26 protein-coding genes and 2 pseudogenes are annotated in these 25523 nt (G+C 69.8%); 17 read left to right on the top strand and 11 right to left on the bottom strand.

The window, feature by feature from the left end; translation table 11 throughout:
* The first annotated feature begins 43 nt into the window (after positions 1 to 43).
* From KME80_RS09890 to KME80_RS09875, 4 genes and pseudogenes are all read left to right on the top strand, one after another.
* Positions 44 to 3499, top strand: a complete 3456-nt coding sequence (locus tag KME80_RS09890; protein WP_219503003.1) for a LamG-like jellyroll fold domain-containing protein — start codon at positions 44 to 46, stop codon at positions 3497 to 3499.
* A gap of 72 nt (positions 3500 to 3571) precedes the next feature.
* Positions 3572 to 3760, top strand: a pseudogene (locus KME80_RS09885) (integrase core domain-containing protein); the annotation flags it as partial.
* A 9-nt stretch (positions 3761 to 3769) separates the two neighbouring features.
* Positions 3770 to 3916 carry a hypothetical protein gene (locus KME80_RS09880; protein WP_246644407.1) on the top strand — a complete coding sequence of 49 codons (147 nt, stop codon included), beginning with the start codon at positions 3770 to 3772 and terminating at the stop codon, positions 3914 to 3916.
* A 240-nt stretch (positions 3917 to 4156) separates the two neighbouring features.
* Positions 4157 to 4717, top strand: coding sequence for a cysteine hydrolase family protein (locus tag KME80_RS09875; RefSeq protein ID WP_219502998.1), 561 nt, complete (start codon positions 4157 to 4159; stop codon positions 4715 to 4717).
* A 124-nt stretch (positions 4718 to 4841) separates the two neighbouring features.
* On the opposite strand, the gene KME80_RS09870 is transcribed toward KME80_RS09875, so the two are convergent.
* Positions 4842 to 5210, bottom strand: coding sequence for a DoxX family protein (locus tag KME80_RS09870; protein ID WP_219502995.1), 369 nt, complete (start codon positions 5208 to 5210; stop codon positions 4842 to 4844).
* A gap of 101 nt (positions 5211 to 5311) precedes the next feature.
* On the opposite strand from KME80_RS09870, the gene KME80_RS09865 reads away from it, so the two are divergent.
* The 4 genes from KME80_RS09865 (at position 5312) to KME80_RS09850 (ending at position 9531) form a co-directional block, all read left to right on the top strand.
* Positions 5312 to 5908, top strand: coding sequence for a TetR/AcrR family transcriptional regulator (locus tag KME80_RS09865; RefSeq protein WP_219502994.1), 597 nt, complete (start codon positions 5312 to 5314; stop codon positions 5906 to 5908).
* 81 nt (positions 5909 to 5989) lie between these two features.
* Positions 5990 to 7636 carry an FAD-dependent monooxygenase gene (locus tag KME80_RS09860; protein ID WP_219502992.1) on the top strand — a complete coding sequence of 549 codons (1647 nt, stop codon included), beginning with the start codon at positions 5990 to 5992 and terminating at the stop codon, positions 7634 to 7636.
* Positions 7637 to 7861: 225 nt separating this feature from the next.
* Complete coding sequence (locus tag KME80_RS09855) at positions 7862 to 8449, top strand: RNA polymerase sigma factor (RefSeq protein WP_219502989.1); 588 nt, start codon at positions 7862 to 7864, stop codon at positions 8447 to 8449.
* Complete coding sequence (locus tag KME80_RS09850; protein ID WP_219502984.1) at positions 8449 to 9531, top strand: CU044_5270 family protein; 1083 nt, start codon at positions 8449 to 8451, stop codon at positions 9529 to 9531. The genes KME80_RS09855 and KME80_RS09850 overlap by 1 nt, the downstream gene beginning before the upstream one ends.
* Positions 9532 to 9706: 175 nt before the next feature.
* Here KME80_RS09850 and KME80_RS09845 read toward each other — a convergent pair whose 3' ends face one another.
* The 6 genes from KME80_RS09845 to KME80_RS09820 form a co-directional block, all read right to left on the bottom strand.
* Positions 9707 to 10774: a phosphotransferase family protein gene (locus tag KME80_RS09845; RefSeq protein WP_219502981.1), complete on the bottom strand. Its 1068-nt coding sequence runs from the start codon at positions 10772 to 10774 to the stop codon at positions 9707 to 9709.
* A gap of 9 nt (positions 10775 to 10783) precedes the next feature.
* On the bottom strand, positions 10784 to 11257 hold the full coding sequence (locus tag KME80_RS09840) for a hypothetical protein (RefSeq protein WP_219502978.1): 474 nt from the start codon (positions 11255 to 11257) through the stop codon (positions 10784 to 10786).
* A gap of 126 nt (positions 11258 to 11383) precedes the next feature.
* Positions 11384 to 12070 carry a tetratricopeptide repeat protein gene (locus KME80_RS09835; protein ID WP_219502975.1) on the bottom strand — a complete coding sequence of 229 codons (687 nt, stop codon included), beginning with the start codon at positions 12068 to 12070 and terminating at the stop codon, positions 11384 to 11386.
* A 94-nt stretch (positions 12071 to 12164) separates the two neighbouring features.
* Positions 12165 to 12821, bottom strand: coding sequence for a response regulator (locus tag KME80_RS09830; RefSeq protein WP_308125689.1), 657 nt, complete (start codon positions 12819 to 12821; stop codon positions 12165 to 12167).
* Positions 12818 to 14005, bottom strand: coding sequence for a sensor histidine kinase (locus tag KME80_RS09825; protein ID WP_219502957.1), 1188 nt, complete (start codon positions 14003 to 14005; stop codon positions 12818 to 12820). Before KME80_RS09825 ends, KME80_RS09830 begins: the two co-directional genes overlap by 4 nt.
* 7 nt (positions 14006 to 14012) lie before the next feature.
* Entirely contained in the window at positions 14013 to 15371 is a 1359-nt protein-coding gene (locus tag KME80_RS09820) for an alpha/beta fold hydrolase (protein WP_219502955.1), read from the bottom strand.
* Between the two features lie 328 nt (positions 15372 to 15699).
* Here KME80_RS09820 and KME80_RS09815 point away from each other — a divergent pair.
* Positions 15700 to 15849 (top strand): annotated as a pseudogene (locus KME80_RS09815) (response regulator transcription factor); the annotation flags it as partial.
* Between the two features lie 103 nt (positions 15850 to 15952).
* Here KME80_RS09815 and KME80_RS09810 read toward each other — a convergent pair.
* Complete coding sequence (locus KME80_RS09810; protein ID WP_219502946.1) at positions 15953 to 16780, bottom strand: alpha/beta fold hydrolase; 828 nt, start codon at positions 16778 to 16780, stop codon at positions 15953 to 15955.
* 196 nt (positions 16781 to 16976) lie between these two features.
* Between KME80_RS09810 and KME80_RS09805 the strand changes: the two genes are divergently transcribed.
* The 3 genes from KME80_RS09805 to KME80_RS09795 all read left to right on the top strand — a co-directional run bounded on the left by KME80_RS09805 (position 16977) and on the right by KME80_RS09795 (position 19640).
* Complete coding sequence (locus KME80_RS09805; protein WP_308125688.1) at positions 16977 to 18065, top strand: sensor histidine kinase; 1089 nt, start codon at positions 16977 to 16979, stop codon at positions 18063 to 18065.
* Positions 18062 to 18724: a response regulator gene (locus KME80_RS09800; protein WP_219502940.1), complete on the top strand. Its 663-nt coding sequence runs from the start codon at positions 18062 to 18064 to the stop codon at positions 18722 to 18724. Before KME80_RS09805 ends, KME80_RS09800 begins: the two co-directional genes overlap by 4 nt.
* Positions 18725 to 18848: 124 nt before the next feature.
* The gene (locus tag KME80_RS09795; RefSeq protein ID WP_219502937.1) at positions 18849 to 19640 is read left to right on the top strand and encodes a CPBP family intramembrane glutamic endopeptidase; all 792 of its coding nucleotides are present in this window, start codon (positions 18849 to 18851) and stop codon (positions 19638 to 19640) included.
* 76 nt (positions 19641 to 19716) lie between these two features.
* Here the strand turns inward: KME80_RS09795 and KME80_RS09790 are convergent, their stop codons facing one another.
* Positions 19717 to 20043 (bottom strand): putative quinol monooxygenase, encoded by a 327-nt coding sequence (locus KME80_RS09790; RefSeq protein WP_219502925.1) that lies wholly within the window; start codon positions 20041 to 20043, stop codon positions 19717 to 19719.
* A 147-nt stretch (positions 20044 to 20190) separates the two neighbouring features.
* Here KME80_RS09790 and KME80_RS09785 point away from each other — a divergent pair, with 147 nt between their 5' ends.
* From KME80_RS09785 to KME80_RS09765, 5 genes are all read left to right on the top strand, one after another.
* Positions 20191 to 20781 (top strand): hypothetical protein, encoded by a 591-nt coding sequence (locus KME80_RS09785; RefSeq protein ID WP_219502922.1) that lies wholly within the window; start codon positions 20191 to 20193, stop codon positions 20779 to 20781.
* A gap of 158 nt (positions 20782 to 20939) precedes the next feature.
* Entirely contained in the window at positions 20940 to 21974 is a 1035-nt protein-coding gene (locus tag KME80_RS09780; protein ID WP_219502919.1) for a hypothetical protein, read from the top strand.
* Positions 21975 to 22110: 136 nt separating this feature from the next.
* Positions 22111 to 22689 (top strand): DUF6461 domain-containing protein, encoded by a 579-nt coding sequence (locus tag KME80_RS09775; protein WP_219502916.1) that lies wholly within the window; start codon positions 22111 to 22113, stop codon positions 22687 to 22689.
* A gap of 430 nt (positions 22690 to 23119) precedes the next feature.
* Entirely contained in the window at positions 23120 to 23605 is a 486-nt protein-coding gene (locus tag KME80_RS09770) for a septum formation family protein (protein WP_219502913.1), read from the top strand.
* A 92-nt stretch (positions 23606 to 23697) separates the two neighbouring features.
* Complete coding sequence (locus KME80_RS09765; RefSeq protein WP_219502910.1) at positions 23698 to 24339, top strand: gamma carbonic anhydrase family protein; 642 nt, start codon at positions 23698 to 23700, stop codon at positions 24337 to 24339.
* A gap of 84 nt (positions 24340 to 24423) precedes the next feature.
* Here KME80_RS09765 and KME80_RS09760 read toward each other — a convergent pair whose 3' ends face one another.
* Entirely contained in the window at positions 24424 to 24729 is a 306-nt protein-coding gene (locus tag KME80_RS09760; protein WP_219502907.1) for a hypothetical protein, read from the bottom strand.
* A gap of 113 nt (positions 24730 to 24842) precedes the next feature.
* A complete protein-coding gene (locus KME80_RS09755; protein WP_219502904.1) occupies positions 24843 to 25292 on the bottom strand; it encodes an iron chaperone in 450 nt (149 codons plus the stop codon).
* Positions 25293 to 25523: the final 231 nt, after the last annotated feature.

The raw sequence follows: 25523 nt of genomic DNA, 5'->3' as shown, positions 1-25523 counted from the left end.
GGCCCGCGACCTGCCCGCGACCCTGGAGATCGGAGACCGACGCATGCGAACGTTACGGGGTGGGAGAGCCCGGCAGGCGGTGGTAGTCGCGTGCGCCGCCGTCGTCACGCTCTCCCTCGCGCCCGGCCTGACGCCGCAGGTCGCGGCTCACGGCGCCGGGGAGCCGCCTGCGGCCGTCACGGAGGCGCAGGCGACGCGGGAGGCACGGGCGTCCGGGCAGCCGGTGGAGGTGACGGCCCTGCGCGGCGAGTCGCGCGAGGTCCGCGCCCTGCCGTCGGGCACCTTCGAGCTCATCCAGCACCAGCGCCCGGTCCGCACCCGGAAGAACGGCGTCTGGACCCCGGTGAACCCGGCGCTGACCCGGCTGCCCGGCGGCGGTCTCGGCCCGGTCGCGGCGACGGTGGACCTGCGCCTGTCCGACGGCGGCGCCGAACCGTTCGCGTCCATGGGCAGGGCGGGCCGTACGTTCGGGCTGTCCTGGCCGGGACCGCTGCCCGAGCCCGTGGTGACGGGGGACACCGCGACCTACCCTGAGGTGCTGCCGGGCGTGGACCTGAGCGTGCGCGCCGACGTGGACGGTTTCGCGCACCTGCTCGTGGTCAAGACGCCTCAGGCGGCGCGCAACCCGGCGCTCTCCCGCCTGCGGCTGCGGACCGAGACGCGCGGCCTGCGGCTGGCGGGCGACGCGGCGGGCGCGCTGCGCGCCGTCGACGCGGTGACCGGTGGCGCGGTGTTCGAGGCGCCGGCCCCGCTGATGTGGGACTCCGGCCCGCCGCCGGGCGCGGCGTCACTGTCGGCGGGTCAGGCACAGGCGGCCGGACCCGCCGAGGGGTCGCGCGTCGCCCGCGTGGGCATCGACCTGGGCGGAGACGAACTCGCCCTCATGCCCGACCGCAGGCTGCTCGCCGACCCCGCCACCCGCTTCCCCGTCTACATCGACCCGGTGTGGAAGACGGTGGGGGAGGCGGCCAGGCTGATGGTCTCCAGCGGCTACCCCACCACGACGTACTACAACTGGACGGGCACCCAGGGCGTGGGCCTGTGCGACGTGCAGTTCGACGGCGCCTGCGTGAGAGACCAGAAGAAGCGGCTGTTCTACCGCATGCCGATCGGCTCGATCGCCGGCAAGCTCGTGCTCTCCGCGGAGTTCATCGCGTACGAGACCCACGCCTACAACTGTTCCAACCCCACCTCGGTCCAGCTGTGGCACGCCAGCGGCTTCGGCTCCTCCTCGACCTGGAACAGCACCGACGACAACTGGGTCAGCCGGCTGGCCTCACGTGACGTGGCGCACTGCTCCAAGACGCCCGTCGAATTCGGCGGAACCTCCCTGCGCAACGTCGTGCGGGCCGCGGTGAGCGCCAGGGACGCCGCGATCACTTTCGGGCTGCGCGCCTACTCCGAGGCGACGATGGACTGGTGGAAGAGGTTCACCGCGGACGCCAACCTGCGCATCGAGTACAACACCCCGCCGCCGCAGCCGCTGATGAAGAACCTGACCATGAGCCCCGGCGGGCCGTGCGTCTTCCCGGGATCGCCCACGGTCAACCGGCCGCCGACCCTGTACGCCATCCTGACCGACCCCGACTCCGGATCAGCGGCCAAGCTCCAGGCCGAGTTCCGCATCATCTGGAACAACGACACCGGCTTCTGGAATTCACCGCTCTCAGCCGCCAAGACGAGCGGGTCGACGTTCCAGGTGACCGCGCCCGCGACCATCCCGCAGAACAGGCGGATGAGCTGGATCGTCCGCACCTGGGACGGCCACCAGTGGAGCCCCTGGAGCTCGGCGGGCGACGCGACGGGCTGTTACTTCACCTACGACGCGACCGCCCCGCCCGCACCCTCCCTGACCTCGGCCGACTATCCGCCGTCCGACCCCGAGAACCCCGATGACCCGTGGCACGACGGCGTGGGCCGCTACGGTTCCTTCACCGTCAGCACCACGCAGAGCGACGTGAACCGCTACTGGGTCGGGGTCAACACCACGCCCACGTCGGCGGGCGAGTACCGCCCGGCCACTCCTGGCGGTCCCGTGACCGTACAGGTGGCGCCGACCAGGGCCGGAGTGAACTTCCTTTACGTCAAGGCCCTCGATGCGGCGGGTAACGCCAGCGCGCCCACCACCTACATGTTCCGCGTCAGCGCGGGCGCCGAACCTCGCGCGCACTGGCCGCTGGACGAACCCGCGGGCGCGACCTCGCTGTCGGCCACCGTCCGCGAAGGCACCCCTGCGATCAGCACCGGCCTCTCCGGCGGTACGACGATGGGCGTGGACGGCCAGGTCGGCACCGCGATGCGCGGCGACGGCACGACCGGCTATGCGCAGACGTCGGGACCGGTCATCGACACCGCGAAAACCTACTCGGTGGGGGCCTGGGTCAGGCTCGCGCACACCAACGGCTTCGCCACCGTCGTCAACCAGGACGGCAACGTGGTCAGTGGCTTCTACCTCCAGTACGTCCACGACGACAACCGCTGGTCGTTCAGCCTGAGCAACGCCGACGCCGTGCAGGGCGGGGTGCGGGTGCTGTCCACCGCGCCGCCGGAGGTCGGCGAGTGGACCCACCTGCTGGGCGTGTACGACTCCGTCGCCAAGACCGCCCGCCTGTACGTCAACGGGGTCCTGCAGCAGGAGAAGGCGTTCACGGTGACCTGGAGCGCCACCGGCCCGATGGCCATCGGGCGGGCCAAGCACAACGGCGCCGAAGTGGACCACTTCCCCGGTGAGCTCGACGACGTGCAGGTCTTCGATCGCCTGGTCAGCGAGGAGGAGGCCGCCGACCTGTTCGCCCGCCACCCCGTGCTTTCCGGGCGCTGGACGCTCAACGTCGACGGACAGGACGATTCGGACCAGCGCCACCACCTCGCCCTGGCGGGGGACGCCCGGGTGGATCAGACGGCCGGCTGGCTGGGTTCCCCGGCGGGCGCTCTCGTCCTGGACGGCGCCGGCGACCACGCGGCCACCGCCGGGCCCGTGGTGTCCACCGCCCGCAGTTTCACCGTCGCGGGATGGGTGACGGCCTCCAGCAGGCCCACCGCCAAATCCGCGATCTTCTCCCAGGAGGGCGTCGTCAACAGCGGGTTCACCGTTCGCTACGACCCCTCGGCCGCAGGCGGGACAGGAGGCTGGCAGGTGGAGATGCCGGGTTCCGACAGCGCGGGAGCGGTGGCGCAGCGAGCGGATCACCCCTCCTATCAGAGCCAGCTGGCCTGGGATCATGTGGCCCTCGTCTACGACTCCTTCGCCGACGTACTGCGCCTGTATGTCAACGGCTGGCTGGAGGAGACCGAGGAACAGGTCTCGGTCCGCTGGCACACGATCGGCTTCGACGCCACAGGACCCCTCCAACTGGGTCGGTCGAAGACCGCGGGGGTGTGGGGGGAGCACTGGCCCGGTGCGATCGACGACGTGTGGGCCTTCTCCGGCATCCTGACCCAGGAGCAGGTCCAGATCCTCGCGGGATACACGGAAATCCCTACCGGTTCTCCCTTCTGATCCTCGTCCACCAGCCGCCCGGGTCTCATGCCGGGGGCGTGACGGTGCTGAAGACCCCGCCGCGCACCGCGGGCCAACTGCTGTGCCGAGCGGCGGGTGTGCACCGTACGGGCCGAGTGCACTGACCGCATGCAGATCTACGGCCAACGGCGCCTGCGCTCGGTGCCGGCCGAGTACGTCGATCACTACAACGGCCACCGGCCGCACCAGCCCCGCGCGCAGCGCTCCATGTTCGATGTTCCAAAAGATCGAAGAAGCTAACATGGCGGGATGAGGCAGGCGCATCATCCCGAACAGGCCGAGATCGCCTTGACGGAGGTGATGGCCGCACTCAGCGACCCGATCCGCGTCGGGCTGGTGCGGGTGCCGGCCGCCGGACGCGAACGCGGCTGGGGAGAGCTGCGGGTGCCGGCCTGACGCGCATCCGGCAGGAGGGGACCCGCTGCTACGTGGCCTCGCGCCGGAGGATCTGCAGGCGAGCTTCCCGGGCTGATGCGCGTGGTCTGATTGCCGCCGTGATCGACGGCATCGGACGTCAGGTCGGCGTGAAAGACGGCCCCCGTAGGCTGAACCGGCCACTTCGGATGGACGACCGCAGCGCCAACGGCACGACCGTGGGGAAGGGCCGGTGGCGCGCCGTACAGACAAGGAATCCTCATGACCACCACCGCGCTAATCGTCGGCGATCTGCAGGCGGGCATCGTGGACAATTATCCCTTCGCCGCCAAGGTGATCCCCGTCGTGGAAGAGGTTCTTCCCGCGGCCAGGGCCGCCGGAATCCCGGTGATCTTCATTCGTTTCGGGCTCCGGGGCTCAGGGCTTGACGTGGCAGCGGGGAACCAGTTGATCAGGGGCCTGCATGGGGCGGGGACGCTGTTCCATGAGGAGTCTCCCGAGACGCTCGTGCATTCGCGCATCGAGCCGTTGCCGGGCGAGGCCGTCGTCCTCAAGCGCAGGGCCAGCGCGTTCGCGGCGACCGACCTCGATCGCCTCCTGCGCGCCCAGCGCGTCGACTCGATCGTGCTGACCGGCGTCGCGACCGGGGCGATGATCGCCGCCACGCTCTACGACGCCTCCGACCGCGACTACCACGTGACCGTGCTCAGCGACGCCTGCGCCGACGGGGAGCCGGACGTGCACGACTTCCTGGTCAACCGCGTCTTCCCGGCCAGGGGTGCTGACGTCCTCACCGCCCACGAGTGGACCGCTCGCCTGTGATCATTCCCCCCAGGGGGTGACTGAACGTAGGCAGCCTGCGCGGGTGCTGGGGGCCAAGGCATACTCCTCCCGCGACAACCGGGGCCACCTGCGTAGGCGCGATATCGAAGCGGCCTGGTCATCGTTACGGCGTCAGCAGCAGCGTCATCGTGGTTGTCGCGGCGACCACTGCCAGGAGTACGGGAGCCGCGGCGTGGGAGCGGTGGCGCCGATGGGCGAAGTCGCGGGTGCGCACGTGATAGCCGATCGCGCCGATCAGCAGCAGCGTGAGACCGGCTGCTGCCGCTACGGCGATCGGTCTCCACAGGAGCCCGGCCACAAGCCCCAGGGCCCCGGCTGTCTCCAGGACGCCGATGGTTCGGGTCATCGTCGAGCCGACGCCGAGTCGCAAGAGGTTGGCGGTCACTTGAGGGCGTAGCAGCAGCTTCTGGGCGCCGGCGAGCAGGAAGACGAGAGCGACCAGAGCGCTCAGGATGGTGGCGGCCAACAGCATGGCATGATCCTTTCTATAGAGAACGAACGTTCTTTCACTATGACGTACACGGCGAAGTTGTCAAGGACGAATGTTCGTTCTACGTTCGGTCCATGGCCCGCATGCCCAAAGAACATCTCGAAGCCCGCCGCCGCCAGATCCTGGACGCCGCCCGCCGCTGCTTCCTTCGCAACGGCTTCCATGCCACTTCCATGCAGGACGTGCTGGCCGAGGCGGAACTGTCGGCCGGAGCCGTCTACCGCTACTTCAAGAGCAAGGACGACATCATCGCCGCGACCGCCTCCGAGGCTCTGGCCGAGGTCGCTTCGGCGTTCGAGGCGGACGACGCGGCGCCGCCGGATCTGGACGACATCGTCGACCTCGTGCTGGGCGTCGGCCGTCCGCCGCTGTCCGGCTCACGCGAGTCCGCGCAGTTCCTGGTCCAGGTGTGGGCGGAGGCGCTGCGCTCGCCGTCGCTGCGCGCGAAGCTGCAGGAGGTCGTGCAGGAGGCGCGCCACGTGGTCGGCGGCCTCGTGGCCCGTCACCAGCGGCGCGGGCTGCTGTCCGCGGACGTGCCGGCGGAGCAGGTGGCCGATGTCCTGATGGCGCTCGTGGACGGGTTCCTGGTGGCGCGTGCGGTGTACGGGCACGCGGACCCGGCGGCGTTCAGGAGCGGCCTGAAGGCCCTGATGTCGGCGTCGAGGCAGGCCGGTCAATAGAGAACGAACATTCGCTCTTGACGTTGGAGTCGGCATCGTGCTGTTCTAAAAAGAACGATCATTCGTTCTAAGGATGGATCTGTGACCGTGAACGCCGACATCCTCATCGCCGGTGCGGGCCCGACCGGACTGGTGCTGGCCATAGAACTGGCACGCAGAGGCGTCATCCCGCGCGTCGTCAACGCCGAGAGCGCCGACCATCGAGAGAGCCGGGCGGTCTCCATCGTGGCCCGATCGCTGGAGATGCTGGACGACATCGGGCTGGCCCAGGCCGCCCTCGACCGAGGCGTCCCGCTGCACACGCTGAACTTCTACCAGGGGACGACGACGCTGGCCGAGATGGACGTGACAGCCGTGGACTCCTCGTTCCCGCTGGACCTGTGCATCCCGCAGTGGCAGACGGTCGCGCTGCTGCGCGAGCACGCCGAGCACCTCGGGGTCACCGTCGAATGGGGCACCCGCCTGCTCGGTCAGAAGACGGACGAGCACGGCGTCAGCGTCGAACTCGAGCACGAGGACGGTCGCCGCGAGCGGTGCCGAACAGGCTGGCTGATCGGTGCCGACGGCGCCCACAGCACCGTTCGCGAGACGGCGGGCATCGGCCGGGTGAGGACCGATCTGAAGCGGGGCTTCATCCTGGGCGACGTCGCCGTGGACTGGCCGCTGACGCGGGATCGTTTCCACGTCTACTTCGACCGATCCGGCCTGGTGGCCGTCTTCCCGATGGTCGGGGGCTACTGGCGCATCCTGGCCAGCACGCCGGACGACCGGCCACCGCGCACCCCCGGGCTGGACGACTTCGCCACCTGGGTCGCCGAACGCACCCCCCTCGACCCTGGCGTCCGCGACCTGCAGTGGAGTTCGTCGTTCGTGGCCCGCGAAAGCCTGGCCGACCGGCTCCGCGACGGCCGGATCCTGCTGGCCGGAGACGCCGCGCACAGCCACAGCCCGGTGGGCGGCCAGGGCATGAACACCGGCATGCAGGACGCGTACAACCTGGGCTGGAAACTCGCGCTCGTCGTCACCGGCCGCGCCGACGAATCCCTCCTGGACAGCTACCAGACCGAACGCTGGCCCGTGGTCAAGGCCGTGGTCGAGGCCACCTCGACCACCACGAAGATCGCCACCGGCACCACCCTGGTCGCCCGCAGAGCCAGACGGCACGCGCTGCGCCTGCTCGGCAAGCTCAACCCCGTGCAGCAGCGGCTGTCGAACGCCTTCGGCGAACACCTCGTCCACTACCGCGACAGCCACCTCGTCTTCCAGCGCTGGAACGAGTCCCGGGCCAAGGCGTGGAGTGACATCGCCTCCACCGGACCGGAAGCCGGCGAGCTGATGCGCGACAGCTACCTCGAGAACCGCCAGGGCCCGGTCTCCCTGCGGCACCTCCTCCGCACCCCCGGCCACCACCTTCTGCTGTTCGCCGCCGACACCACCGATTCCGCCACCCTGGCCCGCTGGCAGGCCACGGCGCACGAGGCGATGGCCGGGCACGGCGAGGTCCATCTCATCACCCGCGGCCACCTGCCACCCGGCCTCTCCGGCGGCGTCTTCGCCGACCTGCGCAGCGAAGCGCACAACCGCTACGGCGTCCGCCGCCCCAGCCTGTACGTGATTCGCCCGGACAAATACGTCGGCTACCGCGGCGACAGCATCGACCTCGCGCCCGTCAACGACTACTTCCACGCCCTGGGCGCCGCACCCGTCAAGGAAGAGACGGCACCATGACACCGGACCCGACAGCCTGACCGCAGGTTCATGGTCAAAGACGCGCGGCCGGCGCCTGTGGCGGCGCTGAACTGGCCGGGAGCGCTCGGCCACCATGCCCGGCGAGCCTGAATGGCAGGGTCAGGCATGCAGCCGTCCTCGGGTCACGCGATGGACCGTGAAGAGGAATCGGGAGTTCGCCGAACCAGGGGTGTTCCGAGGTAACCGCCTGAAAGGCAAGCATGCATGCCAGCTCCACCCCAAGATTCGGCGCCTCCCAGCGAGGACACCGACGCGCAGCTGATAGAGGCGTCGTGGCGTGACCCGGATCGCTTCGGCGCGGTCTTCGATCGCTATTTCGCGGCCATCCACCGCTACGTTCACCTGCGCTTGGGCGAGTCCGCCGCGGACGACCTCACCGCGGAGACCTTCCTGCGCGCCTTTCGCGGCCGGGACCGCTTCGACCTCACCTGCTCCAGCGCGCGCCCCTGGCTGTACGGCATCGCCTCCAACCTGATCGCCGACCACCACCGTGGTGAAGCGCGCAGATACCGGGCGCTGGCCAGAAGCGCCGATGCCGCGCAGATCGCCAGCCACGACGAGCGCGTGGTGCAGCGGGTCTCTGCGGCGACCATGCAACCGCGGCTGGCCGCGGGCCTCGCCCGGCTCTCGGCCGGGGACCGGGATGTCCTGGTGCTGGTCGCCTGCGCCCAGCTCAGCTACGACGAGGTGGCCGAGGCTCTCGGCATACCGCAGGGAACGGTGGGCTCACGCCTCAACCGCGCCCGCAAGAAGCTCCGCAAGAGCATCGGTCCCGCCGGGGAGGCACTGTGATGAACGAACTCGAAGCGATCAAGGCTCACCACGACAGCCTGCCCGAACCCGCGCCCGAGGTGACCGCGCGCGCATGGGTGCTGGTGGCCGAAGAGATGGAGGCCGAACGGGCCGGCACCGCGCGGCCTGCTCGCCGCTTCCCGGGCCGCAGGCTGGTGATGAGGGCCGGCCTGGCTGCCGGCCTCGCGGCGGCGGTGACCGCGGGACTCGTCATGGTGCGTGGCGGTGAAGACTCCGCTCCGTTCGTGGCCGCTCCGGCCAGTGCCGCCGAGTTGCTCCGGAACGCGGCCACGGTCGCGGCGAAGGAGGACGTACGGCCCGGGCCGGGGCAGTATTTCTACGTCGACCAGGAGGCCGTCACCTTCGCCAGCGGTTCCGAGGGCGACTACACCCGGCACGTGCGCCGAGAGATGTGGATGCCCGCCGAGGACCCCGCCAAGCCCGCGCTGACGCGCTCGACGTACGGGCAGATACAGGTCATCAGCGGACCAGGCCCGACGCAGGTGCAAGCGCCCGGGACCGTGGAGTACGAGCGCGCCGGGCAGTGCCGCAGGGGCTCCCTGGGCGCGCCCCCGCAGGTCGCCGATCTGCCCGCCGATCCCGATCGGCTTCTGGCGAAGATCCGCCAGGACGCGACGGCGTTCGTACGGTCCGACCAGGCCAGACGAGGTGAGACGGAGCTGGGCCAGAACGAGATCGACATGCGGGTCGACAAGGTCGTCGCGAGCCGGTTGCTCAAGCTGGCGCAGAACCCGCTCATCTCCTCCCGGACCAGGGCCACGATCTTCGGCGCGCTGTCGAAGATGCCGACCGTGACCATCGTCCCGGAGCTGACCGACACCGCTGGGCGACGCGGGGTGGGCGTCTCGCTCAAGTTCGAGCATCCCAGCGGCTGGGAGCGTGGGGAGCTCATCTTCGAGCCGGGCACGTACCGGTTCCTCGGATCCCGGAGCTGGATCGGCCGGAAGGAGGGCGGACAGGTCGAGGAGATCCCGGGCGGCAGTATGGCGGTGATGTCGGTGAAGGTCGTCGACTCCGTACCGGAGGTTCCCAAGGACGCGGCCAAGCCGATGTTCTGCTGACCACCCCTCCAGCGGCTCCAGACCGCCGGGTTCGACCTGCCCGGCGACCCCGCCGTGCTGGCGCCTGCCTTCCGCCTCACCGGGGCAGGGGCTGGCAGGAGTGGGAGCGCCTGCTGACGCGTCCTGCTCGGCAGGCGTCGCCCGATTCGAGCGGAGCGGTTCCTGATCGTCCCCGTCAGCGGCGGCGTGGCGTGTAGGGCGCCAGAGCGGCGGTGTCCACGTCCGCGTCGGGCCAGCGGCGGCGCAGGGCCTCCGCCAGGTGCAGGCACAGGCCCGCCAGGTACGGCAGAGCACGATGCTCCCGGGCAGCGGAAGCAGCGGCCTCCAAGGAGGTGACGAGCTGGGCCCGGCTGTCGTCACCGGCCGGACGCCCGTCCAGCCGGTGACGGCGCGACAGGCGGGCAAGCGCGAACGCCACGCACGCCGCCGCCAAGGCCGTCCCATAGAGCCGATCGTCCTCGGCCTGCGGCACCCCGGCCGCCAGAGCACGCCGGTAGACGTCCCCCACCTGCGGCAGCGTCGCGGAGCCGCCGACCCACATCCAGGCAGGACCGGGGACATACAGGCAGACGGCATCGTGCAGGGCATGGGTGAACCCGGCGAACTCGAAGTCGATCAAGCGCGCGTCGGCCGGCCCGTCCGTACGGACCAGGACGTTGTTGGTCTCCGGATCGCCGTTGCTGAGTGCCAGGAACGGCCCCGGATCGGCCAGCACGTCCAGCGCGCGAGCCAGTTCGCGCTCCACGGCCCCGGTGAGAGGCACGCCCAGCGCCTCGGCCTGAGAAGAACTCTCCCTGCGCAGCCGGGTGACGTGCCCGAGCCGGTCGGCCTCGGGATCGACCGGCCCCAGGAGGTGTCGCCTGCGGTAGTACAGCTCGGCGTGTCCGGCGGTGACCGCGCCCAGCTCGCCACGGGCCCGGGCGAATGCCTCCAGGCGCGGGGCATGTGCGACGACGCCATCTCGCCGCAGGAGTCCGTCCAGCGCGACGCGCGGCGCCAGATCCTGAAGGATGACACGCTCGGCGCGAAGATCCTCCGCCAGGACGCGTGGCGCCAGGTCAACGCTGAGATCGTCTGCCAGAAACCGCAGCGCGGCCACCTCTGTGCGCAGCCGCCAGGCGTCGGTGTGCCTGCCGTCGACATGGGGACCCGCCCACTTGACGATCACGGACTCGCCGCGGTCGGTGCGGGCACGAGCGACTCGCCACGGCTCCAGCCTGGTCCACTCCACCAAGTTGAGCACCGGGACAGCCTAGGCCCGTCGCCGTACGCGCAGGAAGTGGGCAACCACCAGGCCGGCAGCCACAGCGGCCGCCGTCCACACGACCCACTGCCCGATGTTGGTGAGCACATCGTTCCTGCCCGGTGGCAGCACGGCCATCTGTACGGCCGCGCCGACCGGCACGGTCAGCCGGGCGAGCATGCCGATCACTCCCGGATGTCCGGCGCAGGCTCCGATGGCGCCGAGCACCGGACCGAACAAGGCGCTCGCCACCCACCAGTAGACCGTGTCGTAGGCGTAGGAGCCGGATGAGACGTCGTGGACGATCGTGTCGGCGATGTAGTAGGCAGCGGTGGCGGCGAGCAGGGCCACCACACCGGCGACGGCGCCTCGCGCCAGGCGGCGGCCCGTTGGGGCGCCCCCACGAGTGGCCCGCCATCCCGCCAGCACCCCCAGCCCCGCCCACGCCCAGCCGGCGTCCAGCATGAGGCTGACGATCTCCATGAGCGACCACCCTCGGGTGGTGGCCTCGGCGCTTTCCCGCGCTCAAGCCCCCGCTGTCGTGAGTTTGAAGCTCAAGGTGGGACCTCCGAGGCCCTCAGGACCCGATCAAGGCGAGGGTGAAAACCCCTACCTGTCCTCCGCCTGGTCTCGTTCCGATCGGTTACCGGGGGTCTGAAGCTGCGCTCTTGCCTCAACGATCTGGCGCACGATGCGCTCGGCACCGCAGGACTCCGCGATCGCGTACGCCTCCTCTGCCAGTGCCAGCGCGTCGTCCCTGCGCCCCTGCGCCGCAGCGATGTAAATCAGGCCGACCTGATTGGCCGCGACTCCTGCCCAAAGCTCAATACGCCGGCGCAGCCGTACCGACTCCTCCAGCTTCTCCCGTGCACTGTCCAACCGGCCCGCAGAATGATCGGCGATGCCCAGGTGACGAAGCACCTCGGATTGAATTCCCAGGTCGTCGGCTTTCAGCGCCAGCTCAAGAGACTGTTCGAACAGAGGGATCGCGGAATCGGCATCGCCACGAATGACCTGGTGGACGCACCCCATCCAGAACAGCGCCTCAGCTTCTCCGGCCACATCGCCGAGCCTCCGATAGAGGTGTGCCGCACGCTCCATCAAGGCCAGTTCGTGGGAATCCTCGTGACGTTCCTCGAGAAACCGCGCATGCAAGATCCGACCTCGAGCCAGCGCGAGATCAGCCTCGACCTTGTCCAACTCCCGCTCTGCCTCAGACAACACGCCCTGGTCACCAGCGTAGACAGCCCGCTCATAGGCCAGCCTGGCCCGCTCGATACGGCCCTCTGCGTGCATCCCGCGTTACCTCGTCCCCATCCTTGGTGACGCCCGAGCTTCGATGTCACAATCATAGGGATTCATGGCAGAGCGCCCCAGCGATGTCGCGCGCTCAGGGAAGGTCGGCCCAGGTGACGAGGCCATGCCGGTGGGCGTAGATGGCCGCCTGCACACGAGTCCGCACCCCCAGCTTGGCCAGGATCCGCTCGATGTGAACCTTGGCCGTACCGGGCGAGATCACCAGTGCCTGGGCGATCTCGGCGTTGCTGTAGCCTGCGGCGAGATGGCGCAACACGTCGGTCTCGCGTGGCGTCAGGGTGGCCGGTTCGGTGGACGGACGTGGTGAGGTCGCCATGAAGCGGTTCAGCAGACGGGGGGTCACCCGAGGGTCCACCAGCCCCTGCCCGTTGTGGGCGACTCGCACCGCGTCCAGGATCAGGCCGGGGTCGCTCTCCTTCAGCAGGAACCCGACCGCCCCGGCCTGCAACGCGCCGAACAGATAGTCGTCGAGGTCGAATGTGGTCAGTGCCACCACGGCCGGCGCAGGGTCGAGAGCCAGCAGGCCGCGGATCGCGGCAAGTCCGTCCATGCGCGGCATGCGGATGTCGGTGAGCACAACGTCCGGCCGGTGCCGCCGGGCCATCTCGACCAGCTCGAACCCGTCGGCCGCCAGCGCCACGACCTCCAGGTCCGGTTCGGACGACAGGAGCAGACGCAGACCCTCCCGGGTGGGCGCCTGGTCGTCGGCGACTATCAGGCGGATGCTCACGAAGTGGCCTCCTGTGTGTCACGGCCGGCTGCGGATCGCGGCTTGGGGCGGCTCGCGGTCGGGGCAGGACTCGCTCCTGTCGCGGTGGGCGTCCGGCCGGCGGAATCATCCACGGGCAGGCGGGCGGTGACCTGCCACCCGCGAGAGGTACGCGGCCCCGCGGTGAGCGTGCCTCCGAGCAGTTCCGCTCGCTCCCGCATCCCGCGTAGCCCATCCCCGTCGGGCCTGGCCGGACTGCTGGGTGTCGCCTGCCCGTCATCCTGCACGACGATCGTCAGGTCGTGGCCGCTGCGTTCGATCCGCACCGTGGCCTGCGCGCTCCCGGAGTGCCGCATCACGTTGGTCAGCGACTCCTGAACGATCCGGTAGGCCGCATGCCGTACCCGTAGGGCAACCCCCTCCAGCAGGGAGCCGCCGCGCAGCCGCACCCGGAGCCCCTGCTGTGACAGGCGAGCGGCCAGCGAGCCGAGGTCGGTGTCGCCGTCGTCGTCGCGGAGCAGGCCGAGCAGCCGCCGAGTGTCGCCGAGCGCGGTGGCGGAAATCTCCGCGATCGTCTTCAGCGCCTGATCGGCGTCGGCGGGTGTGCCCCTCCGCGCCCCCACTGCCTGCAGCCGGATCGCGCTGAGATGGTGGCCCACCACGTCGTGCACGTCCCGGGCGATCCGGGTGCGCTCCTGGGCCCGCTCGACCAGGACGAGTTGCTGGGTCCTGCTCTGGTTCAGCCGCAGTACGTGGCCGAGCAGGACCGGGGCGAGGCCGGCGAACACCGACATTGCCAGCCGGGACAGACTTGACGGGTCCGACGGGGCATCGCCTGTCAACAGACCGGCTGTGACCAGCCAGCAGGCCGCGAGGACCGCGGTCAACCACCGTGCCCGGTCGCGGTGGTAGGCCGCCGAGGCGAACGCCACGACCGTCACCCAGGTCGCGACGGAAGGGTGGCCGAGAATGATCGCGAGCAGGACGGCGGTGCCCGAGGCGAGCGCCGCGGTCAGTGGCAGACGGCGGCGCACGGTCAATGGCGCGCACACCGCGCAGGCCAGCACCGCCCAGACCGGCGTGAACCCGTTCGGGTTCGTCGTGCCGGACCCCAGCAGCGGAACTCCCAAGGTCACCAGCGCCAGGGCGACCGCCAGCCCGCCGTCGCCGACGAGCACGGGCACCGCCTTCCAAGCCTTGATCATGCCCGGCTCACCCCCGCGGGAACTTCGCCACCAGGTCGCCGGGGCACCGCGCTCCGGGTGGGGGCAGGCTACCCGCCGTCAGGTAGTCATGGACGTACGTGCGCAGGCAGGTCCTGCCCAGCCCTCCGGCGCTCTGCATGAGGTAGGCGGCGTGCCCGTCGCCGTGCCTGACCACACGCGCCCCCGGGAGCTGGGAGGCGAAGTGCTCTGCGGCGAGGTTGGGAGTGTTGTCGTCGGTGTCACCGATGGCGACCAGTACCGGTGGCACACCCTGGGCCCGCAGCGGGTGCGGCGGGTTGGCCGGCTTCTTGCCCATGCCGAGACACCGGCCGATCTGGTAGCGGCCCTGGATCCAGCCGATCCGCGGCGCGGCCTTGCGCAGCCGCGACTCCAGGGCGCGGAAGGCCCCGTAGCTGGGCAGGTCGGGCATGTAGTCGTGGCACAGCATCGTGTTGTGGGGATTCGCGGGAACCTCGGGAGGCAGGGGCCAGATCTTCGACAGCTCCGTGGCGTCGCCGTCGGCGGCCCTGCGCAGCGCCGCCGCCAGGGCGGGCCAGCGCGGCGGGGCCAGTCCTTCGCGTACGGCGACGAGGAACTCCTGCTCGTTCATCGTGGCCTTGCCTGCGGGCAGGGGAGCTTTCCGGACACGGGCCAGCAGGTCGTCGAACACCTTGATCGCGTCATCGCCGCCCAGCGCGCATCCATCCTCGCACCAGTCACGGAAGCGACCCAGCTGCTTCTCCTCGGTGACCGCGTTGTCCATCAGCCAGCGTTCCAGCAACGGCTGGGTGTGGTCGGCGACGCTGTCCAGCACCATCCTGCCGACCTTGGCCGGGAACAGCTCCACATAGGCCTGCCCGTAGGAGGTGCCGTAGGAGTTGCCCAAGTAGCGCAGTTTCGGCTCGCCGAGCGCGACCCGCAGGGCCTCGAGATCGTGGGCCACCTGCCAGGAGGTCATGCCCGCGTAGGCGGCGCCCATGGCCTTGCGGCAGGAGGCGTCGTAGGCCGCGTTGGCCTTGGCCTGCGCGTGCCAGCCCTTCTCGCCGGGCCGCAGGATCAGCCCGGCGCTGCCGGCCTGCGGTGTATCGCACGTCACCATCGAGGCGCTGCCCTTGTCGCCCATTCCCCGGGGGTCGATGAGGACCACGTCGAACCAGGTGGTCAGCTCCGACACCACGGCGGGCATCCCGCGTACGGGCTGGATGGTCGCGCCACCACCGGTGTTGACCACCAGCGAGCCGAGCTTGCGCGCGGGGTCGCGCGCAGGCAGCTTGGCAAGGTCGACCTGAGTTTTCGGGCCGTCAGGCTGTTTCCAGTCGATCGGCACCGGCAGTTTGGCGCAGTCCATGCCATCCCCGCACTTCACCCACGTCAGGGTCCCGGTATTCAGGGCCTGGGCCGCTTGGGGTATGACCGCCATCGTCGTCCCGAGAGCGAGAGCGGCGAGCGTTGTCCTGAGTTTCTTCACGAGGCCAACCTCGCACCGCAGCTCCCGCGGGGCATCTGCCGTCCGGCATATCCTCTCAACACCAGCACGGCCCGGGCCGGCGGAACCGAGAGGGTTGTCCCGTACGGCTGAAACTCATGACCGCTTCGGTGCTGACGGCCTCCCCGGCACAGGCCGCGGCTTCGCCGTCACGGTGCACCTGACGAGAGCCGCCTCGTGACGATCCGCGTCGTGGTCGCCGACGACCGAGATGGCCGCGGCCATGGTGGTCAGCGAGCACACGGTGAAGACCCACGTCAGCAACGTGCTGTCCAAGCTCGGCCTGCGCGACCGGATCCAGGCGGTCATCTGCGCCTACGAATCCGGCCTCGTCCAGCCAGGCCACTGGCGCCGTTGAGGGCATGCCCGTCAGCCAGGGCCGGCAGATGATCAACCCGTGGCCATCCGGCCTTCGCGGGGCGGCCCGCTGAAGGGCCGCACCGGGCGAGTCAGCCTGGGCATCAGGCAGTACGGGTGGTCGGCGGCCTCGTCGTCGTGAAGCTCAGCAGCAGTTCGCCGACCGTCTCGGGCGCTTCCAGCATGGGCAGGTGCCCGACGCCTGGCAGGAGCTCGACCCGGGCGCCCGGCACCGCGTCGTACCGGTGCGCCGACGACGGCTCCCAGCGGGGGTCGGCGGCGCCGAAGATCACCTGTACGGGGACGTCGAGGGCGGCCAGCCGCTCGGGCACGCTCCGTTCGGCGATGTAGGCGGTGTTCTGGCGCAGTACGGTCCGCATCACGCGGTAGGTGATGCCCCGTACGTCGGCGACCACGTCGTCCGGGAGGTCCACCGGGCGGACGGCCGTCGCGCCGATCCCCTTGCGGATCATCGCATCCGAACGCCTCGGCCAGATGAGCGGGCCGAACGGCGGGGCCAGCAGCACCCGGAGAACGAACGGCTGCCGGAGGAGCGCATCCGGGCTCGGGCCGCTACTGATCAGCGAAAGCGAACCGACGAGGTCGGGACGCTGCTCGGCGAGCGCGGTGGCGACGTAGCCGCCGCTGGAGTGCCCGGCCACGGCGACGTGACGAAGCTCGAGGCGGTCCAGCAGCGCCGCCACCTGACCCGCCTGCGCGGGAACGTCATACGACGGCGCGGGCGGGGACTGGCCGCAACCCGGCAGGTCGACCCGGATGACGTGATGGTGGGCGGCCAGCGCCGGGACCACCGGACCCCAGAAACCGCCCGAGGCCCCCGACCCGTGGATGAGCAGCAACGGCGGCGCCTGCCGCAGGCCGTCATGGACCACGTGCATGCCAGGCGGGTGGTCAGTGTCGTATTCACTCATGGGGAGACTGTGCACGGGCGGCCGGCCGCCAGGATTGGACAAATGTTCCCGCGGAGCCGAAAAGGCCGGGCGGCCGTCACCATCACCACCGGCCGGGTGAGCAGGGCCCGCGCGATCGCACGCTCGCTATCCTGTGGCACGTCGAACCAGGACCACGAACCATCGGGAGGCGACGACCTTGGCCGTGGTGGCACACGTGGTCATCGCTCTCCTGTCCGTACTCACCTTGGTGGCCGTCCGGTTGCTCGGCGCGGACCTCTGGCAGCTCCTGGTCCTGGCAGTCGCCGCCGTACTCCTTCACGCGGGCGCGCTGACAGCCGCCAGGCGGCCGTGGACCGGGTACGCGCTCGCCGCGCTCGGCATGCTCCTGCTGGCCGCGATGCCTTCCCTGAGCTGGTCACCCGTCATGCTGCCCTCGGCCGTGTGCTTCCCGCTCATGTTGTGGCTGCTGACCGCCCGGGTCCCGTTCAGGTCCTCGGCGGCCGCGCTGGCCGTCGCCGTGCTCGGGATCGTCCTCACCGAGCTGGTGGCGTGGGCCCGGCTGCCCGCTGACCTCCCGGCCCGTCTGGGCGAGGGTGGGCTGCTGATGCTCGTGGTCGGCGGCCTGTGGCTCGCGGCCCTGCTGGTACGCCGCAGGCACGAGGCCGGCCGCAGAGCCGAGAGCGAACGGCTGGCCGCGGCCGTCGCCGACGAACGGGCCGGCATCCGCCGCGACCTGCACGACGTGATCGCCCACACGGTCACCGTCATGGTCGCGCGGATCGAGGCCGCGGCGGTGACGACGGCGGATCCGGCGACCCGCCGCGAACTCGGCGACATCGCCGAGACCGGCAGGGACGCCCACCAGGGTCTGCGAGCGATGCTGGCCACCCTGGGCCCGCGCGCCGATGCCCGGCCGATCTCGCTCGACGCCCTCCCCGACCTGGTGGCCTCGGCGGCCAGCCCGCTCCACGCGGTGACGTTCGACGAGGTGGGTGCGCGGCGGCCGTTGAGCCTGAGCGCCGAGGTCGCGGTGGTCCGTACCGTCCAAGAAGGCATCACCAACGCGCTGCGCCACCTCGTACCACCGGTGGAGGTGACCGTTCGCCTGCATTGGACCCCGGCCGAAGTGGCGGTGGAGGTGCGCGACGACGGCGGCACGGCGCTTCGCGGCGCCGGCGGCCAGGGGGCCGGCCTGATGGGGATCGAGGAACGCGTGCGTACCGCGGGCGGCACCCTGTCGATCGACGACGGGGACGACGGATGGGTCCTGCGGGCGCGGCTCCCCACGAAGAAGGCGGCATGAACGCGATCCGTGTCATGCTCGTCGACGATCAGGAGTTGCTGCGGGCCTCCCTCCGCACGGTGCTGTCGGCCGACGAGCGCATCGAGGTCACCCACGACGTCGCGAACGGCGGCGACGCCGTCGAGGTCGTCCGGCGGCACCGCCTCGACGTGGTCCTGATGGACATCCGCATGCCGCGCATGGACGGGGTCGCCGCCACGGAGGAGATCGTCAGGATCGCGCCGGCGACCCGGGTGCTCATGCTGACGACGTTCGATGACGACGAGCTGGTCGTGGCCGCCGTCCGGGCCGGCGCGAGCGGCTACCTGACCAAGGACGTCCGGCCCGCCGCTCTGGCCCAGGCCGTGTGCGACGTCGCCTCCGGCACGTCGGCGCTGGCTCCGGGAGTGGCCGCGACGATCCTCGATCTCGTACGGCACGTGCCGGTACGGCGGACGGCGGCGCTGGACGGTCTCACTCCACGCGAGGTCGAGATCTTCGGCCTGCTCGCCCGCGGCAGATCCAACGGCGAGATCTGCGCGGAGCTGACGCTGAGCGAGAACACGGTGAAGTCCCACGTCCGGGCCGTCCTGCAGAAACTGGGGCTGCGCGACCGCGTGCACGCGGTGATCCACGCGTACGAGAACGGGCTCGTGGGCCGCAACGATCTGCCCGGCTGAGATCCCATCCCGCCGGGTGGTGCCGCCTCACCCCGCGGGGTGATGTCCGCAGGTGACACCCCGGCCTAGGTTCGGTACCGCGTACAAGATCACCGCACGCTCGCGCGCACGAAACGAGATCATCATGACCGCGTCCCCCACGCGCTCCCGTTCTGCCGGATCGGCGATTTCCGATGTCACATGGTTCTTCGCGATCGCCGTCCTGCTGTGTTTCGCACTGTCCATCCCGATGGTCTTCCGGCTCGTCCCGGCGGACGCCAACAACCTGATCACTCCGATCCTGCAACTGACCCCGCTGCTCGCAGCGATCATCATGTGGCTCGCCCGGCGACCCGGAACGTTCCGGAAGACGTTCGCCACCAGATGGCGCGGCACACCCAAGTGGGTCGGCATCGGAATCCTCCTCATCGCCGCGATCGCCGCGATGCAGACCGCCATCGCCCTGGCATCGGGGATCTGGCAGCTCAACCCGCTTGACCAGATCCTCGCGGCGACCATGTGGGTCGTCCCGGTCTTCCTCATGCAGTCGGTCTTCGCCATCGGAGAGGAGTTCGGCTGGCGCGGCTGGCTGGCGACGCGCGCCGCGTCATGGGGATTCTGGCCGCTGGCCCTTGTCAGCGGTCTGGTCTGGATCGTCTGGCACCTGCCGGTCCTCGCCGTCATCGGCGATCGACCGACCTGGGACATCGTCATCTACTTCGCGGGCATGCTGCCGTGGGCGCCGCTGTTGCTCGCGCTGCGCCGGCGGTCGGGGAGCGTCTGGCCCGCGGTCCTGACGCACGGCGCGATCAACAGCGTCCGGGTGTACGTGCTGCAGTCCGTTCCCAGCGCAACGGATCACCTGCTCATCGAAGTGATCGGCTGGGCGCTCACTCTCGCCGCCGCCGCATGGCTGATGCGCCCGAGCGTCGCATGACCTGCGCCTGCCGGAGCCCGAGATTCCTGCCGCTCCTCCGCCGGCCACGACTCTGCGCAGCCTGAGATGACCATCGTCAGGAAGGTGCGGCACCCATCGAGGTCAGACCCGCGCCTCCCAGCAGATCCAGCTCAATCGATTCGGCCGAGTGAACGAGTTGCAGTGCGGCGGACGCCTCCTGGCTGCCCGCCACCTGCCTGAGAGCGGCTTCGAGGTCGGCTTTGCTGCGCCAGAGCTCGGTCACCCAGATCGTGTCGGGAGCATCGGTCTGCCGGTTGACCAGGTAAAGCTCGCATCCGGGCTCGTTCTCCAACTCGCCTGCGGCGCTCAGCAAGAGCTCACTCAGCTCCTGGCCTCGCCCGGCCTGAGCCACGAACTTCCCGTATCGCGCAACTCTGTCCATGCTGATCGAGGCTATCGGGTGAGCCAGTCATGCGTCTGAATCGGACACGCCTCCGAAATCCGCGAAAGATCCGAAGCGCTACAGCAAGAGCATGGGATGGCTTGCGTGCAAATGGCTGGAGAACATGTCCGCCTTACGATCACGTCCATGGCTGAGATCGTGCGCACAGAACGAGCGCAGAGGGTGTTCGTCTCCTACCACACGCTCATGGTGGGTGACCGCGACTCCGAAAGAGGACATCCAGACCATGCATTCGACCAGCTGGCCTCCAGCCGGCCAGGAATCGCAGTGATCCGGACAGGGGTGCACACGGGGTTTCTCGACGTGACGATCCAGCTCGCGACCGGACCTCCTCCCATGCCCCAGCCCGACGCCTGGGAGGACGGCACGGAGTTCGACCTCATCACGTTGACCGGTGAGACGGTGCTGTGCGGGTTGATGGGTGAGCCTCCTTCACAGTTTCCCAACCTCACTCCGCAAGGACCAGGCCGCTATCGCATGAGGGTCCACACGAACGGCAGAAGCGTCAACAACAAGGCCTATAGGCAGGTCTGCCCAGAGGCGTACCTGATCACGATCTGGCCTGTCGACGCCGGTCCTGATGCCACCGCGAGGTACCGGAAGATGGCGGACAGCGAACCGCTGAACAAGTCCGACCGAATGCGGGCATGGGCCAGAGAGCAAGCATTGAAGGAACCGGGCAGGCCGGCTCGCCGTGTCAAGCACCACCCGGCGTAGGTAGTCGCTATCGCCATTGCATTCGCCTGTGACGTCATCGCAGGGGCCCCGCGCCTGCCCGGGGGGCATGGCCGCGGTTTCGAAGACATATCCGGTGCGGACCGAATACGGTGACCCATTGACGATCGCCCCGCTCGCAAGCCTCCCGGAGACTTCTCATGCGTACCGCAGCGGCAATCCTCTCCTTCGTGCTCGCCATCACCATCCTGCCCGCCCAGCCGGCCACCGCTGCGGTGTCCGCCTCGCCCCTGCCGGGCGGCAGGACCACCTTCGTCGTCTCACAGGGTCATCTGAAGGCCGCCTCCCAGCAGAACTGGGTACGCCTGGGCAACTATCGCTTCGCCGCGAACGGCACGGTGAAGGCCGCCATGTACCTGTGGTGGCAGCGGCATCCCAAGGCCAGGCAGCGCACCGGCACCGTCCCCGATCCGAGCTGCACCACCAAGAAGGGCGGTGTCGCATCACGGCCCCGCGGCTGCGAGGTGCTCACCGCCGGAGGGTTCACCGGAGCCCCCGGGGAGAGCCGTACCGGGACGTACACCGTGGCGGGCGGCGTGCTCACCATCCGGTGGAAGATCGCCCAGACCTGGACGGAGCAGTGGTACGTACGGTCCTCACCTGACGGCAAGCTGGCCCGTCTGGACCTCAAGCGGAGCACGCTGGCAACGCACGGGTACGGCTACGGCAGCAACGCCGCCTTCGGCACCCGGCGCGCGATGAGTTCGGTCAAGGCGTTCCCCCGCTCGCTCAGGCAGGACCTGACGAGCTGGGCGGGCGGCAAGCTTGTCGCCTCCGGCAATCAGCCGTTCGGCCACTCCGCCTTCCGCGCCTGCGCCTCGACCACCTCGTGCCTGACCTACCTGCAGCCGTCTTCGCGTGGCGCTTGCCAGAAGTCGGGCGGCTGCCCCAAGTACGGCGGCGGAACCCGCTCCAACATCAGCTCCATCCAGTACTACCTCACGACGATCTCCAAGTCCGACCGCCGCGACACGCTGTGGCACTGGTGCACCTGTCTGGCGATGGAGCGCGGTGAGTTCTGCTACACCGGCAACTCCCACGTCAAACCGCTCATGCAGATCATCGACGACACGGGAGCCTTCCGCGGCTGGGTCGGCGCGGAAGCCTCCTTCTCGACCGGCGGCTCCCGGGCGGCGGACATGCTGGCAGTGCTGCGCATCTCCGACTTCCGCTGACAACTCGTCTTCGCTGCTAACGACATGCTGACCTGGGATGCCGTCCGGCCGCTGCTGCCCCCCGAGGGCCGGGGACGGCTCCGCCCCACGTCAGCGCAGGTCGGAACGGAATCCCATGGACCAGTCGCCAACCCACATGTACGACCTGCTGCATGAGCAGTGGCTGAATGTCCGTACCAGCTTCTACACGGTTTGGGCCGAGGGACTGGACCTTGAGGAAACCGCCGCGAGGATAGGCGTGAACCCAGACGACGGCGCCGTCGTCTCGCTCTCCGAAATCACCGGCGGCATAGACGAGGACCCGCACTGGCGCGACGGAGCGGGCGTCGTCCTGATCGGCGAGGCGGACGACGACTCCTGGACGGTGTCGTTCCAGGTGCAGGGTGGCGACATCGCCGGCGGAGACCTCCTCGCGAGGCTTTCCGCCGGCGGCGGGCGAGCCCTGTCCATCGGCTGGAACATCAACGCGAACCACCGCCTCGAGTACGCGGTGGACGGCGACGTCGCCGTTTCCGTGCCGCTGCACGAAGCGCTGCCGCACTTCGACGAGCACGCGGCCGGCCTGAGCATGCCGGATGTCTGGAACGAGGACGGCGACTTTCCGATCGAAGAAATGATCTCCACCGGATTCCAGCTCGCCCAGCGCATCACCGGCGTCCATCTCGACCGGTACTGGCTACGACTGGCGCACACCCGTTTCGTCCTGCCGTATTAGAGCTTGTGCGAAGTTCGGGTCTTCAGTCCGATCCATTCCTTCATCCGGTTGATGCACCGTTCCGCCGTCCTGTGCTGCTTTGTAGGGCTCGGCATCATGACCCACCGGCCGACCGCCGCCACGGTGCGCGGGCGGCCGACGGGCAGGCAGAGCACGACGTGCTCCAGCACGGCGCGGAACTGCGGGCCGTCTGCGGCTCGGCCCGGGGCCAGACGAAGGCCGGTGGTCGGCAGCGGACAGTCGGCCGCAAGATGCACCTTGCTGCTCAGCCCGTCGTGAGCGACGCACGGCGTACCAGCGTGCCGGGGTGGTTGGGGTCAGCAGTGCTTGGTCCGGTCGTCGGCGCTGGGGCCTGGCGTTGCCCGGAGCATGTGGGCTTCGCCTGCTCTGCCGTAGGCAACGGCTTGCGGTGATGCCATTCTTAGGGCTCATGATCCGGCCATCCGTGGTGGCGGCCTGCCTGCTCGACCCGCTCACCGCCTGCACCTCAGACTCGGCTCCACCCTCCGCCGCTGCCCCGGCATCCGTGTCCGCCTCCGTGCTGCCGTCGCCGACGGCCGTGTCGGAGCTGCCCGCCGGCGCGGAGCGCTATGACGTCAGCGAGTTACGGCCCGGCGACTGCATCGACCCCATACCCGAGACCTACGAGGTGACCGTCGTGCCATGCGCCGAGCCGCACATGGCGGAGTTCGCCACCACCTACGTGCTGCCCGACGGGCCGTACCCGGGGGCGGACATGCGACGCCTCGCGGAGAACGGGTGCCTGCCCCGGATGCGCATCAAGGACGGCAAACGCGATGCGGTCGCGTTGCTGGGGATCGGCCCGACGGCAGCAGGCTGGCCCCTCAACAGGACCATGTACTGCCTGGCCATATCCGTGGACGGGGAGAAGACCACAGGCAGGGTCGTCAAGTAGGCGGGTGACTGGTGCCGCGTCAGCTGGCCTCGGCGAACGCGATGTCTGAAATCCGCCAGCATGCGCGCGGCCGGTTCGGCGAGGATCCGCTCGTGATCGCTGAAGCACGGGGAATCCGCATCCGCCATCGCGGGCACGAGCCCCAGGTCCATCCCACCGCGTATGTCGCCCCGACGGCCACGCTGGTCGGCGATGTCCGCGTGGGGCCGAGGGCGCGGGTGATGTACGGCGCGGTGCTCGATGCCGAGGGGTCCCGGATCGAGGTCGGGGAGGCGGCGGTGATCTGCGAGAACGCGGTGCTGCGTGGGTCCGCGGTCGCCGGCGATCAGCCGGTGCTGGTCGGCGACCACGTCTTCGTGGGGCCGCACGCCACGCTGCTGGGCTGCGAGGTCGGCAGGTGCGCCTACGTGGCGACCGCGGCGACGGTCCTGCAGTGTGCACGGTTGGGGGCCGGCTCGGTGGTCGCCGTCGGCGCGCTCGTCCACGCGAGCACCGTTCTGCCGGACGAGTACTTCGTGCCGCCGCACACCGTGGCGCTTGACGCGCCGGTACGGCTGCTGGCCCCTGGCGATCCGGGCCTGGCCGACGCCATCAGGCGGGTGGGCTTCGCGCAGGTGGCGTTCGGCGTCGACGCGGAGTGGACCGACCGGATCAGCCGGTACGAGCACATCGCGGAGGTGCGGGTCGCCGAGTTCGGCGCGCACGCGGACGACGAGGTGCTGAATCCCGGCTAGCGTTCCCCGGATGAGCCGGACCGGCACCAGGTGACCGGAGTCCTCGCTCGGCACAGCGGTTCGCCCTTGGTGTCGAACCGCAGGTCAGGGCCGTCGGAGCTGCGCGGCTTCGGCGCCGGCCGGCAGCCGGTACGGCTCGCCGCAGAAGTAGCGGTTGAGCGCGTCGATGGCGCCCAGCAGCATGCGCACCGCCCCTGGATCGTTGCGCTGCACGTTGACCGACAGCGTCATCCGGCGTTCGCCCGTGGCGTCGGCGAAACTGAGCGTCTCGTAGCCCGGGATGGAGCCGGTCGCGCCCCACATCTCGCCACAGCTGAGACCGATCGACTCCAGCCCGAGCCCGTACCGGGGGAAGACCGGAGCCTGGGGCGTGGCGACGCCGGTGCGCATCTGGGTCAGCATCCCCTGGCTGAGCAGCCGGCCGCCGAACAGTGCCTGGTAGAAGCGGTTCAGGTCACCGACGCCGGCCGGCCGCTGAGGGGCGGGGGGCCGCCGGGCGCGGGTCAGCTCACCGCGTGCTTCACGAGCGCGGCGATCTGGGCCTCGACCTGGGCCGTCACCTCGGTCAGGGCGAATCCGACCGGCCACATCGTGTCGTCGTCCAGGTTCGCCCGGTCGCTGAACCCGAGCGTGGCGTAGCGCGTCTTGAACTTGGCCGCGCTCTGGAAATGGCAGACGATCTTGCCGTCCAGCGCGTACGCGGGCATCCCGTACCAGAGCTTCGGCGCGAGCTCGGGGGCGCCGGCCGTGATGACGGCATGGACGCGTTCGGCCATGACGCGATCCGGCTCCCGCATTTCGGCGATCTTCGCGAGTACGTCGTCCCGGTCCTGCGCGGCCTTGTCGGCGCGGGAGGCACGGCGTGCGGCCTTCTTCTGGTCCTGGGCGTGCTCTTTCATCGCGGCCCGTTCCTCGGCCGTGAATCCCTGGTACGTGGTTCCGTCGTTGCTCATGGCGAGTTTCTTTCTTGAGAACGCTGATCCGGGTCCCGTGGTGGCCCGGCGAGGCCGTCGCCGGAAGGGGGACGTCCATCGCTTGCTTCGAGGATCAAGTACGGTCAGGCCCCGGAACAACGAGGAATGCCGGAAGATCACCTTCAGCGGGAGTGAACAGCGCAGGTCAGGGCGTGGAACCGCGTGACCTCGTGATCTTCATGAGTCCTGCACATACGTGTGTGAAGATGC

Origin of the sequence: Nonomuraea ceibae (assembly GCF_019396325.1) — a bacterium.
Lineage (GTDB): Bacteria > Actinomycetota > Actinomycetes > Streptosporangiales > Streptosporangiaceae > Nonomuraea > Nonomuraea ceibae.
Note: the sequence above shows the minus strand (reverse complement) of the source record. Positions and strands in the feature narration are given on the sequence as shown.